Origin of the sequence: Bradyrhizobium lablabi, from assembly GCF_018129385.1 — a bacterium.
In the GTDB taxonomy this organism is placed as follows: Bacteria; Pseudomonadota; Alphaproteobacteria; order Rhizobiales; family Xanthobacteraceae; genus Bradyrhizobium; species Bradyrhizobium lablabi_C.
The window spans coordinates 25,115-39,287 of sequence record NZ_JAFCLN010000011.1 but is presented as its reverse complement, the minus strand read 5'-3'; the positions used below and the strand labels follow the sequence as shown (position 1 = coordinate 39,287).

11 protein-coding genes are annotated in these 14,173 nt (G+C 61.9%); 5 read left to right on the top strand and 6 right to left on the bottom strand.

Annotation, left to right across the window (positions count from 1 at the left end):
• The first annotated feature begins 21 nt into the window (after positions 1-21).
• Both JQ628_RS34970 and JQ628_RS34965 read left to right on the top strand, forming a co-directional pair.
• Complete coding sequence (locus JQ628_RS34970; protein WP_433996152.1) at positions 22-360, top strand: DUF6883 domain-containing protein; 339 nt, start codon at positions 22-24, stop codon at positions 358-360.
• Complete coding sequence (locus JQ628_RS34965; protein WP_433996151.1) at positions 360-578, top strand: DUF4926 domain-containing protein; 219 nt, start codon at positions 360-362, stop codon at positions 576-578. Before JQ628_RS34970 ends, JQ628_RS34965 begins: the two co-directional genes overlap by 1 nt.
• A 7-nt stretch (positions 579-585) precedes the next feature.
• On the opposite strand, the gene JQ628_RS20460 is transcribed toward JQ628_RS34965, so the two are convergent.
• Positions 586-1,260 (bottom strand): Crp/Fnr family transcriptional regulator, encoded by a 675-nt coding sequence (locus JQ628_RS20460; RefSeq protein WP_212224877.1) that lies wholly within the window; start codon positions 1,258-1,260, stop codon positions 586-588.
• A 175-nt stretch (positions 1,261-1,435) separates the two neighbouring features.
• On the opposite strand from JQ628_RS20460, the gene JQ628_RS20455 reads away from it, so the two are divergent.
• The 3 genes from JQ628_RS20455 to JQ628_RS20445 all read left to right on the top strand — a co-directional run bounded on the left by JQ628_RS20455 (position 1,436) and on the right by JQ628_RS20445 (position 6,715).
• A complete protein-coding gene (locus JQ628_RS20455; protein ID WP_212224876.1) occupies positions 1,436-3,538 on the top strand; it encodes an AsmA family protein in 2,103 nt (700 codons plus the stop codon).
• Positions 3,539-3,819: 281 nt separating this feature from the next.
• A complete protein-coding gene (locus JQ628_RS20450) occupies positions 3,820-6,294 on the top strand; it encodes an adenylate/guanylate cyclase domain-containing protein (protein WP_212224875.1) in 2,475 nt (824 codons plus the stop codon).
• 196 nt (positions 6,295-6,490) lie between these two features.
• Positions 6,491-6,715 (top strand): hypothetical protein, encoded by a 225-nt coding sequence (locus tag JQ628_RS20445; RefSeq protein WP_212224874.1) that lies wholly within the window; start codon positions 6,491-6,493, stop codon positions 6,713-6,715.
• A gap of 731 nt (positions 6,716-7,446) precedes the next feature.
• Here the strand turns inward: JQ628_RS20445 and JQ628_RS20440 are convergent.
• The 5 genes from JQ628_RS20440 to JQ628_RS20420 form a co-directional block, all read right to left on the bottom strand.
• The gene (locus tag JQ628_RS20440) at positions 7,447-10,863 is read right to left on the bottom strand and encodes a DEAD/DEAH box helicase family protein (protein WP_212224873.1); all 3,417 of its coding nucleotides are present in this window, start codon (positions 10,861-10,863) and stop codon (positions 7,447-7,449) included.
• 8 nt (positions 10,864-10,871) lie between these two features.
• Complete coding sequence (locus JQ628_RS20435) at positions 10,872-11,072, bottom strand: hypothetical protein (RefSeq protein ID WP_212224872.1); 201 nt, start codon at positions 11,070-11,072, stop codon at positions 10,872-10,874.
• 4 nt (positions 11,073-11,076) lie between these two features.
• Positions 11,077-11,286, bottom strand: coding sequence for a BrnT family toxin (locus JQ628_RS20430; RefSeq protein ID WP_212224871.1), 210 nt, complete (start codon positions 11,284-11,286; stop codon positions 11,077-11,079).
• Positions 11,287-11,370: 84 nt separating this feature from the next.
• On the bottom strand, positions 11,371-12,606 hold the full coding sequence (locus tag JQ628_RS20425; protein ID WP_212224870.1) for a restriction endonuclease subunit S: 1,236 nt from the start codon (positions 12,604-12,606) through the stop codon (positions 11,371-11,373).
• A complete protein-coding gene (locus tag JQ628_RS20420) occupies positions 12,603-14,147 on the bottom strand; it encodes a type I restriction-modification system subunit M (protein ID WP_212224868.1) in 1,545 nt (514 codons plus the stop codon). The genes JQ628_RS20425 and JQ628_RS20420 overlap by 4 nt, the downstream gene beginning before the upstream one ends.
• Positions 14,148-14,173: the final 26 nt, after the last annotated feature.

Below are 14,173 nucleotides of genomic sequence, written 5' to 3'. Positions count from 1 at the left end.
TGTTACCGGAGCCAATGTCGGATGCCGACGTATTTGCCCAATGGGGCGCAAGCTGTCGTCGATATCCGCAAGCTTGAAGACTACTGTCTCAATCCTTCTCACCCTCGCGGGCGCCATAAGGCTAGAGTGTTTCGCGATGCCCTTGGGCTTAATCGGGGCGATGCCGTTTGGTTGAAAGGGGCCTTGTTGGGGGCGGCACGATCTGCCGAAGCCTCCCAAACCGGTGCCGACGAATGGGGCGCCTACTGGCGCATCGACGCCACGATTGCGCGACAAAACAGGACCGCTGTGGTAAGAACGATCTGGATCGTGCGGGTTGGCGAGTTGATGCCAACTTTCGTTACCTGTTGGGTGTTGTAATGGCTGAAAGCGAGCCGTCGCAGTTGAGCGTAGTCGCGCTGCTTTCCGGCGTTCCGGAGCGGCGGCTGGCGCGCGGGCAGGTAGGAACCGTGGTGGAGCAGCTCGACAACGAGACTCTGCTCGTCGAATTCAGCGACGAACAAGGCCGTGCCTATGCCCTCGTACCGTGTCGGCGGACAGAGCTGTTGACTCTGCATTACGTTCCCGAAGCGGCTTGATCTGGCCCTACTCGTTCCTCGCCACCGCCGTCAGCTTGGTCATATTCTGGAGCAGGATGCGGCCGCGCTGAAGGTCCAGGATGCCGTCTTTGCGCCAGAGCTGGAGCTGGCGGTTGACGCTTTCGCGGGCGGCGCCGACGAAGATGCCGAGCTGCTCCTGCGAGATGTGAACTTCGGAACCGAAATCCGACGCCAGCGCGCACAGCCGCCGCGCAAGGCGCACCGGCAGCGGCTGTAGCATCGATTCCTCCATCCGCTCGCTCTGCCAGCGGATGCGCTGGCACAGCAGCATGATGATCTTGATCGCGACCTTGGGCTCGCGCTCGAGGAAGGCGAGGAAATCCTCGCGCCGCAGGACAAACAGTTCGCTGGGCTCGCCCGCGGTGGCATCCGCCGTGCGGCTCTGGCTGTCGAGCACGGCGACTTCGCCGAACAGATCGCCGGGCCCCATGAAATTCAGCGTCAGCCGGCTACCGTCGGAGGCGCCGGTTTCGATCCGGATCTGGCCGCGCCGGACCCCGAACAGGGCATCCCCGGGATCGCCCTTCTGGAACAGGACCTCGCCCACGCCGAGCTGCTGGGTATGGCAGAGGCTCGAGATTCGCTGGAGTTCGTCGGCGCCCAGGTCCGCGAACATCGGATTCATCTTCAAAATGACCGCAAATTCGGCCTGTTTGCTCATTGCAATGCCTTCCAACCCTGACCAGTCCAGTTCCGGACCGTTCGCATAATTCGCCGCATTGGAAGTGTGCCATAAGTCACATAACTTTGCAGTCCCCATGGATTATTTTTGGCTCCCTTGGAGCCACCCCGCGCGTTTTGCGGGGTAAACTTGCTCGCCGTTCGGGAATGTCGACATGAAGCTGCTCAAAATAGCCGGCGCCGCCGTCGCCGCCTTGGTCGTTGTGGCGGTGCTGCTCTTGATTGTCGGCGTCCCCTCCGGCTTCCTGACCTCCACCATCCAGGAGCGGGTCGAGCGCGAGACCGGCTACAAGCTCGCGATCAACGGCGGGGCCAAGATCGCGCTGTGGCCGTCGCTCAATGTGACGATGAAGGACGTCACGCTCAGCGATCCGAAGGACCGCGACATCAACAACCGCCTGACTGCGGGCAGCATCGAGGCGGATGTCGCGCTGGGAAGCCTCTGGTCCGGCAAGCCGCAGATCACCGAGCTGGTGATCGTGCGGCCGGTCGTGAACCTGCCGTTGCAGCGCGAGCGGGTGCGCGAGACGGCGCCCGCCAAAACCGTCGGCGGCAGTGAACCTTTCAACATCGAGCATGTCATCGTCACCGGCGGCACGATGGTGTTTTCCAATCTGCGCGACCGTGTCGAGAGCCGCATCGAGGGCATGAACGCGGACTTCACCATGTCGGCAGATCGCAAGGTCAGGATCACCGGCAGCGCCCGAACCGGCGAACATCCGCTCAAGTTCGACATCAAGGCGACCGCGCCTCCGGCGCCGGTGGAGCGGCAGAACATTCCGACCGAATTCAACATCGACGCCGCCGGCCTGCTCCCGGGGCCGGTATCGGGCAAGGCCGAGGTGCGGCTCAACGGCAATGTCGTGATGATCAACGGGCTGACCGGCCTGCTCGGCGAGGGCGCATTCAACGGCTGGGCCTCGGTTGACCTTGCCAGCAAGCCGCTGGTCAAGCTCGACCTCGATTTCCAGCGGCTGAAGCTCGCGAATGCGCCGGTGAACCAGGGCGGCTCGGCGATGGCGCCCTGGAGCAACGCGACGATCGACGTCAACGGCCTGAACTATGTCGATGCGCAGGCGCGCATCTCTGCCGCCGAGCTCGATTTCGGCACCGCCAAATTCTCGCCCGCCGCGATCGATGCGACGCTTGCGAGCGGCGTGCTGAAGACGCGCATCTCAAACCTCGGCGCTTACGGAGGCACGGCCAGCGCCGGCATCACCATCGATGCGTCGGCGGCCAATCCGTCCTACGCACTACAGCTCGACCTGACCGGTGTTCGCGCGCTGCCGCTGCTCCAGGGCGTTGCCGATTTCGACAAGCTCGACGGCAAGATGCAGGCGAAGATCGACGTGAAGTCGACCGGCAACAGCCAGCGCGCGATCATGTCCGGCACGAGCGGCACCGCGTTCGTCGTGTTCCAGGACGGCGCCATCCGCGGCCTCAATGTCGCGCAGATGATCCGCTCGCTCACGACAAGCACGCAGTCGGGCTGGAATGAAAACAAGGAGCAGGCGACCGACCTCTCGCAGCTCTCGGTGTCATTCAAGATCGACAAGGGCCAGGCCACGACCTACGACCTCAACCTGGTCGGCCCGCTGGTCAAGATGACCGGCGTCGGCACGATCGATCTCGGCACCAAGCAGATGGGCTTTCGGGTCGAGCCGAAACTCGTGCTGACCACCGAAGGCCAGGGCCGCACCAATGACCCGGTCGGCTTCGGCATCCCCGTGATCGTCGACGGGCCGTGGGCGCAGCCGCGGATCTATCCGGAGATGAGCGGCATTCTGGAGAATCCCGATCAGGCCTATGCCAAGCTGAAGCAGATGGGCCAGGGCCTGTTCGGCAAGGACGGCGCCGGGCTCAATGCTGCAAATCTTGGTGCCGCGATCAGCGGATTGCTCGGCGGCGCGCAGGGTGGTGGCGCCGGCGGCCAGCCCGGCCAAGGCGGGCAAGGCGGAGGCCAGCTCGGCGGCGATCTCGGTGCGACGCTCGGCAACCTGATCCAGCAGGGCCTCGGCGGGCTGAACACCTCGCCCTCGCCTGCCCCGTCGCAATCGCCCGCGCCCCGGACCAGCAGCACCCGCGAAATCCGCGGCCGCAGCATGCCGCCGGGCGACGCGGCGCAAGAGCCGGTTCCCGCACCCGCTCCCGCGCAGGCTGCGCCCCAGCAGGCGGCGCCGGCCGCTCCTGCCCAGAACGACCCGCCGCAGGACAGCCACGCGATGAACGAGGTCTTGCGGCAGCTTTTCAACCGTTAACTCGCTCCCATCGTCATGCCCGGGCTTGTCCCGGGCATCCACGTCTTTGCCCGCCCCGCCCAATAAGGCGTGGATGGCCGGGTCAAGCCCGGCCATGACGGGAGAATTTGACGGGGGAGTTGCCCAGAATCCGGGCTAACCATGCCGTCCGATGGACGGTCCGGCTCTTCAATCTGTGCTAAATTCGGACTCGGCTGAGGCGGCTGCCGCGCTGCGGCGGCGGCCATGACCATCATTGCGGATGCGCGCGACCTGAACATTGGCGGCGCACGAGGGTCTGGATGAACGAGGGCAGCGGCAAGATCTGGTTCCTGCGTGGAGGCCTGTTCGCCAAATACGTCTTTGCGCTGGTGGGCCTCGTGGTGTTCGTTCTCGCCGTCAACGGCGCGATCGAGACCTGGATCGGCTATTCCGGCACCAAGACCTCGCTGACCGACGCGATGGGCGAGAAGGCCGAGGCGACCGCCAAGCGCATCGACCAGTCGATGGCCGAGCTGGAGCGCCAGATCAGCTGGGTGACCCGCGCCAGCTCCACCAAGAGCAATGACGCCGACACGCTGGCCCAGCGCCGCGCGGACTATTCGCAGCTCCTGAACCAGGTGCCGGCGGTCAACCAGCTCTCCTTCATCTCCGGCCAGGGCCGCGAGCAGCTGCGGCTGTCGCGGCTGACCGTCAATTACGGCAGCAATGTCGACTTCTCCCGCGACGTCCGTTTCACCGAGACGCTGGCGCGCGGCACTAGTTTTTCGCCGGCCTATTTCCGCGACCAGCACCCGTATATTTCGATCGCGCTGTCGCATTCCGGCTACAACGCCGGCGTCACCGTCGCCGAGATCGATCTGCGCTTCCTCTCCGATTATCTCAGCGACGCCCAGGTCGGCCGCTCGGCCTTTGCCTATGTGGTCGATCCGCGCGGGCAGGTGCTGGCGAGCTCGACCAAGGGCCCCGACATCGGCAAGGAGCTTGCGAGCCTGCCGCAGGTCGCCGCGGTGCTGGCGCATGGCGGCACGCCGGTCTCGTCCGGCAGGGATACGGCGGGCCACGACGTGCTGACGACCGAGAGCGCGGTGCCGAAATTCGGCTGGTTCGTGTTCTTCGAGCAGCCGACGGCCCAGGCGCTCGCGCCGATCCGCGACCAGCTCGTGCGTATCGCGCTGTTGATGGCGCTCGGCCTCGTGGTCGCGATCCTCGCCGGCGTCGTGCTGGCGCGGCGCATGCTGATCCCGATCACAGCGCTGTCCTCCGGCGCGCGGCGGCTCGGCGACGGCGAGTTCGATCACCGCATCGACGTGCGCACCCATGACGAGTTGCAGGAGCTCGCCACGCAGTTCAACAGCATGGCCGGGCAGCTCCAGAACACCTACGCCGACCTCGAAGCGAAGGTGAACGAGCGCACGCGGGATCTGGCGCAGTCGATCAACGAGCTGAAGGTGCTGGAAGAGGTCGGTCGCGCGGTGTCGTCCTCGCTCGATCTCGACGCCGTGCTGCCGACGGTGGCGGCGCGCGCGCTGGAGATCACCCATGCCGACGCCGTGCTGATCTACGGCTATGACGCGGAGCACCGCACCTTCAACCTCACCGAATCGATCGGCATCGACAGGGATGCCAAGGGCGAGCACGTCTCGATCGCAGAGGAAGGCAACGTGCTCGGCGATGCCGCCGTCCGCGGCGAGCCGATCGCGATCCCCAATGTGGTTGCGATCGCGGAGAATCCGCTGCGCGATATCACCATTGCCGCCGGCTATCTTTCCGTGCTGGTCGTGCCGCTGGTCGATCAGAAGGGCGTGCTCGGCTCGCTGGTGGTGCTGCGGAAAAATGCCGGCGAGTTCTCGCAGAATCTGATCGGGCTGATGAAGACCTTTGCGCACCAGTCGGTGCTGGCGATGCGCAATGCGCGGCTGTTCACCGAGGTGAACCAGACCAGCCGCGAGCTGGCGGCGGCGCATTCCACGGTGCAGCAGCAGGCGGCACAATTGCAGGAGCAGACGGATCAGCTCAAGGACTGGAACAAGTCGCTGGAGGACCGCGTCGAGACGCAGCTCGGCGAAATCGAGCGCATCCGCAAGCTCGAGCGCTTCCTCGCCCCGCAGGTGGCGCAGCTGATCGCTTCCTCCGATGGGCAGGAGTCGCTGCTCGACAGCCATCGCCGCGAGGTCACCGTGGTGTTCTGCGACATGCGCGGCTTTACCGCCTTCACCGAGCAGACCGAGCCGGAAGAGGCGATGAACGTGCTGCGCGAATATCACGCCGCGCTCGGCGAACTGATCTTCCGCTACGAGGGCACGCTCGACCGCTATGCCGGCGACGGCGTGATGATCCTGTTCAACGCGCCGATCCAGTTCGAGGACCACGTCAAGCGCGCGGTGAAGATGAGCGTCGAGATGCGCGACACCATCGGCAAGCTGTGCGACCGCTGGCGCAATCGAGGCCACAATCTCGGTTTTGGCATCGGCATTGCGCTCGGCTATGCCACGCTCGGCCAGATCGGCTTCGAGCAGCGGCTGGAATACGCCGCGATCGGCAGCGTCACCAACCTCGCCTCGCGCCTGTGCGACGAGGCGAAGGCCGGCCAGATCGTGGTGAGCCGAAGGGTCTATGGCATGGTCGAGCCGTGGGTCGACGGCCGCCCGATCGACGATCTGAATTTGAAGGGCTTTAACCACCCGATCCTCGCCGCGGAGATCACCGCCTGGCGCGAGGAGGTGGACAACGTGGTGGACGCGGCTGCTGCGGCGAAGCGGCAGAAGAAGGGGTAGCGCTCTATCCCATCCAGTGACCGTCATACCCGCGAAGGCGGGTATCCAGTACGCCGCGGCCCCTCGACTCAATCACTGAAGCCTCTGGAATACTGGGCCACCCGCCTTCGCGGGTGGCGACGAGTGAGGGCGTGAACCCGCCTCCTCCAGCCTGCGACAAAGCGGGGTCAGCTCGCGACCAGCCCGGAGCGCCGCCATGTCAGCCAGAACCGCCTCTCTCGCCCTCGCCGCTGTAGCGGCCCTCGTCTCCGTTTCCGCGGCACAGGCCGGCATGAACAATCTCAACCTCAACACGCCGAGCCTGCCGAGGCCGATCGATGTGCGGCCGCGGATGATCGACGCGAAGATCCAGCTCCATTGCACTTTCCGGCGCGAGCGCAACGAGAGCGGCGCGTGGGTGGAGCGAAGGTATTGCCACTAGCTCGGTCATTGCCGCACCCTATGACCGTCATACCCGCCACCGGGTCTCGCCTGCGGCGAGCCCGATGACAGGCTCCTGCGGGTATCCAGTACACCGCGGCCTCTCGGATGAACCACTGACGTCTCTGGAATACTGGATCGCCCGCCTGCGCGGGCGATGACGCCGCGTGTAAGTTTTCAAACAGCCGCTCGCGATCCCGCGGCGCGACACGCCCGGGTTTTTGGCCGATACCTTGACCCTCGAGAGAGTGAGGGCGCAGGGAATGCCGGGTGCACGCTGCACCCGCGGTCTCGTGTGCTTGCTTGCGCAAAGGAAAATGCACACGAGCATACAGGTGAAGCGGAGGCAGTCCGACATCCCCTGCGCAATGGCTTTACGACTTATACCGTGCTCTCCCCAGTGAGAGCGCTTGGTTGTCACTGTCGCCCGTGAAAAGCATGAGCTTCCCGCGAACTTGATGCCTGCATAGCGGCGTCAGGACCACACGGCTTCGTCGTACGCCCCAGCGTTTTCGTCCGGCACGAAACCGCGCCACGCCAAGGCGTCCATCGCATTCCACCCCTACAAATCGTGACGATCGCGAAACGCCCCTCGTCGGGATGGTGTGCGGGAGTTATACTTCTGATTTTCAGAAACATGCAAGCGGAATATTTTGGTATCTAGGACTTGACACGATTCAGACTGATTTGCCCGACGGGTCACCTTGCCGCACTGCATACCGCCAAGCCTGATCAGGCCACCGCGCTGTCATTGATCTCGCGAATCTTGCCCACCAGACGCACGACCTTGGCTTCGTCGAACAGATGCTCCGGCCCCGTCGGAGCGACGCCGGTAAACGGCGGCTCATAGAGCAGCTCGGGGTCCATCACACCTTGGTCGGTCAGGTGCTCGATCACCATGTTGATGAATTCAATTTGGGCCGCGGTTGCCGTACCGGCAGCGAGAAATTCACCGAAGGCCTCGCTCACCGCGGCGCGGTCGAGGCCGACCAGCGAACGAACGAAGCGGCCAAAGCCCTGACTCGTTTCCTTGGCCTTTGTAATGTCGCCGGCTTCACCAACGCCGGCATCCAGCAGCAACTTTTCGAGCTCGTTCAAGTCAGATGAAGTCAGTGGCCGGCCATGCCGAACCTTGTGAAGCACGATGTGGTCTTCGTGTGCTTTGAGAAAATGACGGGCCTTCTGCTTGAAACGCGCGAAGTCCGTGGCGGCGAATTGCGGCATTACGTGCTCGACGCCTTCGCCGATTTCGTCGATGAAGTTGGAGTAGACGATGGCCTTTCGGGTCTTCTCGATATGCTGCACGAGGTCGCGCAGTCGCAGGCGCACCAGCTCAAACAAGGGAACGGTGACGCCTTCCCACCATTGCTGGGTCTGGATTTCCTCGATCAAGGCCGCCTGATGCGCGATGGCGGGAATGCCGACCTGATCTTCCAGTGCGGAGGCGATTTCGATGAGCTGCTTCTTCAGGGTGTCGAACCGCTTCGATCCCTTGAGCAGGGCCAGTTCGAGCGAGAACATCAGAAGGTCGAACCGCTTGGCTTCCTCGATACCGAGGTTGTTTGCTGACGGCAGCGGCGCGACTTCGTCGACCAGTTCCTTGCGCGCTTCGTCGTTCAAGGCCTGCCATGACTCGGGCTTGCGATACTTCTCTACTGACCGGCGGTGGCGGCGGACGATGAAGTTGTCGAGATTCATGCCGCCAACGGTATCCTGAAGGGTTTTCAACGCGCTGGTACGGACCTCTTCTTCGCTTGGCGGCGTATCCGGGCTTGCCTGATACGTACCGCCACCCTGTTCGGCAAAGCCATCCGCCTTTTCGTGCTTCTCGCTGAGAGCGCGGACGAGATCGAGACGCGCGGTGAAGAGTCTTTCAGACAGCGACTTCGCGGCGCCGGCCTCCTTGATCTCAGGATTTGCGCCAAAGAATTCGAGGTTCTGGCAGTAGTCAAAGACGCGGAAATATTCCTTGTCCTGACCGGGACCGAACAGGTCGGGGCAGAGGCGCGTGCCGCGGCCCATCATCTGCCAGAACTTGGTCTTCGAGCGAACCGGCTTGAAGAAGACGAGGTTGACGACTTCGGGGACGTCGATGCCGGTATCCAGCATGTCGACAGAGATCGCGATGTGTGGAACCGAACTCTTCTTGGAAAAATCGTCGATCAGAGTCTGGGCGTAAGGACCGGTCTCATAGGTGATCACGCGCGCGAAATGACCGGCCAGATTGGGATAGGCCACATTGAAGCGCGCCTCGATGTATTTGGCGTGGTCCTGGTTCTTGGCGAATATGATGGTCTTGCCGATCCGGTCACCGCCCTCAACCTTGAGGCCATTCTGCATCAGATGCTCAAGCACGAGATCGACCGTGTCCTCGTTGAAAAGGCGTTTGTTGATCTCGGCTGCCTCAATACTATCGGGGACCTCCTCCTCGCCCCATTCGAGTATATCCCAATGGTCTTTTTCTTCGTCGGTAAGTTCGTCGTAGCGCAGACCGGCGCGGACGATCTTTAGCGGAACCGAGATAGGCTTTGCCGGGACGAGATAGCCATCGGCAACCGCTTCATCGAGTGAATAGGCGTCGGTCGGAACGCCATCCTCCAGATCGAACAGCGAATAGGTGTTCTTGTCGATCTGGTCCTTTGGCGTCGCCGTCAGGCCGACGAGGAAGGAATCGAAATACTCGAAGATGGCGCGAAAGCGCTGGTAGACGGAGCGGTGCGCTTCATCAATAACGATGAGATCGAAATGGCCGGGGCCGAACTTGACCCTGCCCTCCTGTCTGCCGTCGATCAGGTTCATCATCGTCGGATAGGTCGACAGGAACACGCGGCCATCGCTGGTGCGTTCGGTGATGAGGTTGACAGGGGCAGAATCCGGCAGGTGCATCTTGAATGCGCCGGCCGCCTGATTGACTAGGGCAATACGGTCGGCGAGGAACAGGACGCGCTTGACCCAGCTGGCACGCATCAGAAGATCGACCAGCGCGATCACGGTGCGCGTCTTGCCGGAGCCGGTGGCCATCACCAGCAGCGCCTTGCGCTCGCCATCCTGCTCGAAATGCCGCGCGATCGCCCTGATGGCGCGTTGCTGGTAGGGCCGCTCGACGATCTTGCGGCTGATCGCCTCCGCAGCCAGCCGCTTGCGGCCGGTGCGGCGCTGCACCAGCAATTCAAGTTCATCGCGCTTGTAGAAGCCGCCGATCTGGCGCGGCGGATAGCGTGTATCGTCCCAGATCCAGTGCTCGTAGCCGTTGGAATAGAAGATCACCGGCCGTTGGCCGAAGCGGGCCTCTAACAGGTCGGCATAGAGCTTGGCCTGTTGCTGCCCGACCCGAGCGTCCTTGCGCGTGCGTTTGGCCTCGACGAGACCAAGCGGCTTGCCGTCGGCGCCCCACAGCACATAGTCGACGTAACCGACGCCCTCGTTGTTGGGCATGCCCTCGACGCGAAATTCGAGGTCGTCGGGTCCGTCGAGCGTCCAGCCGGCCTCGCGCAACAGCAGGTCGATATAGCGGTCGCGGGTTTCGGCTTCGTTGTAGTCGTGCTTGTCCGGCTTTGCCTCGGCCGCCTTGCGCGCAGCGGCGACCTCGGCCCGCAGCTTTTTCAGTTCTTCGTCAAGGTTCTGATTGTCGGCAAGCAGCTTCGTAAGTTCGCCATTCCTGGCGTCGAGCGCTTCCTGCTGCTGCTTGATATGGACGAACGCTTTCTTGAGCGCCTCGTCGCGACGCGACAGTACCGCGGGATCGAAAGCAAGTCCGTCGGCCGGCTTGCCCTTGCGGGCGTAGGTGCGCGCGAACCAGAAGCAGACGTGGAACAGCTCCTTCACCGCGCCCGTCGCGTCACCCGGCTTGATCTGCCGCTCCTCGTGGACAGCCCGGTTGCGCAGCGAGTTGATATACTTCGCCTTCGCAAACACCGCCTCGCCGGCTACCCGGCGAAAGCTCGGCTCGTGCAGGAGCGCCGCGATATTGTCCTGATAGGGGAGCTTGAGACCGGGGTCGTTCCGGAACGCCCACTTGACGGCAACCTCTACCGTCTTTCCCGCAAAGAACGCCGCCGCGGTCGGCGACACCGCTGCCTGACGCTCCGCCTCTACTGCCGCCTCGTGCACGGCAGGAAATTCGGAGGCGAGGAAGGCGAAGTTCGACATCGTCGATGCTATTTACCGGCGTCGATCAGTTCGATGTCCTTCTTGAGCAGCGTGTTGACCAGCGAGCTCAGCGACACTCCCCGCGCCGAAGCACGTTCGACCAGATAGTCCAGCACCTCCGGCTCCAGATGGACCGGCGGCACAAGGCGCGCGCCCTCGCGGAAGAACTTGCCACGCTCGGCGTTCGAGAAGTCGTATTCATCCCTCATCTGGTCACCCTTCCTCGTAATGACTGACCTCGCGGCGAGTCGGCCGGCGGGCCGCAATGATGCGGATGGCAGTCCGGTCCGCCGATATCTCGATATAAGTATGCACCACCAGCAGTATTTTGCTCGTGGGAATTCGCCCTATGGTAACCCAGCGCTCCTCCCCCTGGCCAGACTCTTCATCGAGCCGCGACAGGGCCAGGGCATCGGCGAACACCCCATGGCCTCCTCGAAGGTGACCCATGCTTGCGCCGATTGCTCTCCGCCTTGGCCGGGTCCCAATCGAACTCGAAGCGCATGGTCAGAGCTGCCCGGAGAAGGCGCGGGATTGAAGGGAGGAAAACAATGCCGAAAATTTCATTGCCGCTAGAGCTGCCTTATCAATGATCTTTCGGATGTGGGTCGTCCTAGCCGCGTAGGTCGCTTGTAGATGGATGGGAGGCTCCAAGATCCGCAGACTCCGGATGTCGTCAAAGTTCAACCCCGCCTTCACGCCTTGTCGATTCAACGCTCTAAACTGAACCTCTCCTCCTGCACTGGCGAGATACATTGACAGGTAAATTGGATTTATGCCGGTGACCCGTACAAGGGCGATGTGTTGATTGATGTGAGCTTGGCCGTCCAAAGTGTCCGGAACCACAGCAGTTCTTCCGAGATCAGCCGTAATGCTAATCAAAACATCTCCTCCACGCACAGTCGTTCTTTCCGCTTCAGCACTTTGTGGAGGATCGACGAAAACCATATCATTGGTCGAGAGGTCGCCATTTCTCAAATTCTGGATTCGAATGAACGCCTTACCCGCGGCTGAATAGTATTTTGCCCAACCACGTGACCCACTAGTGAGAAATGATTCGTAAGCTGCTAGCGGCTTCTCTATCCAACCCTTCGTATTCCTTACCGTATCTCCAAACATATCGAGAAAAGTCGCCTGATTAAGGCTGCCGAGTAGTTCAAGCTCACGCTTGCCCTTACGGCGCAGCCTATCCGCTTTATCTAGGATCGTCGCGATCCGCCGCTGCTGGTTGAGCGGCGGATAAAAAAATGGAATCGCGCGAATAATACTTGTATTGAGATTAGGCATTGTCACGCCTTTAGCGTGATAGAGAAGCCAACTGCCGACCTCATCGCGCTTTAGAAAGTGACGCAAATAGCCCATATCGAGGTTCGGGAAGTTCAAACGAATGCGAATACTCCCCGTTCCGCAGAGCCATCCTTCCTCTTGCTCCGTAACTACCGCGAATCGGCTCACGTCACCTCGACGACTAAAGACCACGTCACCAACGCGAAGTCGGTGCTGGCTTAGCCTTCGAGCATGACTTGCATCGACACGCGCAATATTCGCGCACGAGATCTCTCCATCGAGCATGTCCTGCGGCATGACAACAGGAATGCCTTCATCAGAGTAGTCAGACGCATGCAACTGACTTCCAAAAGGTCCTGTCTGCACCTCCCCATCAAACTGATCGCAGATTGCGCCAATAGTCGTGCGATGAAATTCCACGCAGTCTTTGATCATTGGAGCTGCGTTGACGTTCATAGCATCGCCTCCAGCTCCGCGAGCCCATCAGCAATCTCTTTTTCCAGAACCTTCAGTTCCGCGATGAGCTCCTTCGCCGGCCGATGCTCCGCCGTCTCGTGCACGACTTCTTTGTAGCGGCTGATCGAGAGGTCGTAGTCGGCCGCGGTTATGTTCGTCTTCGGTACACAAAAGCTCTGCGCCGTACGCGAACGGCTGCGCTCCGAACCGTCGCGCTCTTTCCAGCGCGCCGCTATATCGGGAAGATTGTTTCTGTCGTGCTCGTCATCTTGGAGCTTCGCGCACGGTCCGATCTTCTCATCCTGCGGCAGTAGCGCGTTGCGCTTGTCGTCCAGCGAGAAGCCATCAGCTTGGCAATCGTAAAACCAGACATGATCCGTGCCGCCAGAATTGGTCTTGGTGAACAGCACGATCGCAGTGGAAACGCCAGCATAGGGCCGGAATACGCCAGACGGCAACTTCACTATGCCTTCGAGCTTGTGATCCTCCACCAACATCCTACGGATCGCCTTGTGTGCAGTGGACGAACCGAACAGCACACCATCAGGCACGATCACCGCCGCTCGCCCGCCGGGCTTCAGCAGCTTCAGAAACAGCGCCATGAACAGCAATTCGGTCTTCTTGGTCTTGACGATGGCCTGCAAATCCTTAGCGATCGTTTCATAGTCCAACGCTCCTGCAAACGGTGGATTGGCAAGCACCAAGCTATAGCGGCCCTCGTCCCCCGCATGTTCCTGCGACAGCGAGTCCTTATAGCGGATGTCGGGGTCCTCGACGCCGTGCAGCGTCATGTTCATCGAGCCGATGCGCAGCATCGTGCCGTCGAAGTCGAAGCCGTGGAACATCTCCTCGTTGAAATGATCACGGCTTTCCTTCTCGTGAAACAGTTTCGGATGATTCTCGCGCAGATATTCGCCGACCGCGACCAGGAAGCCGCAGGTGCCGCAGGCGGGATCGCAGATCACGTCCTTCGGATTCGGCGCCATCATCTCAACCATCAGCGCGATGATGTGACGTGGGGTGCGGAACTGGCCGTTCTGGCCGGCGGTCGCGATCTTCGAGAGCATGTATTCGTAGAGGTCGCCCTTGGTGTCGCGGTCCTCCATCGGGATATCCGCGAGCAGATCGACCACTTTCGACAGCAGCGCAGGCGTCGGTATGGTGAAGCGCGCGCCCTTCATGTGGGTGGCGTGCGCAGTGTCCTTTTCCGCCATGTTGCGCAGGAAGGGAAAGACATGCTCAGAGACGATCTCGAACATCGTCTTGGGGTCGCGGTTCTTCAGTCGCGACCAGCGCATGTCCTCGTAGGCGAGGCCGCCGCCCTTACCGATACCGTCCTTGCCAGTCGGGAAGATGCGCCGCTCCATCGGCTTACCCAGCCGGTTGGCACGGTTCTCCTCGCGGGTATGGGCTTCGTCCAGCCCGCGCATGAACAGGAGGTAGGTGATCTGCTCGATCACCTCGAGTGGATTGGCGATGCCGCCGGCCCAGAAGGCATTCCAGACGTTGTCGATCTTGGAGCGTAGTTCACCCGTCAGCATTTCCTACCCCGGCGCAGATATCCGGC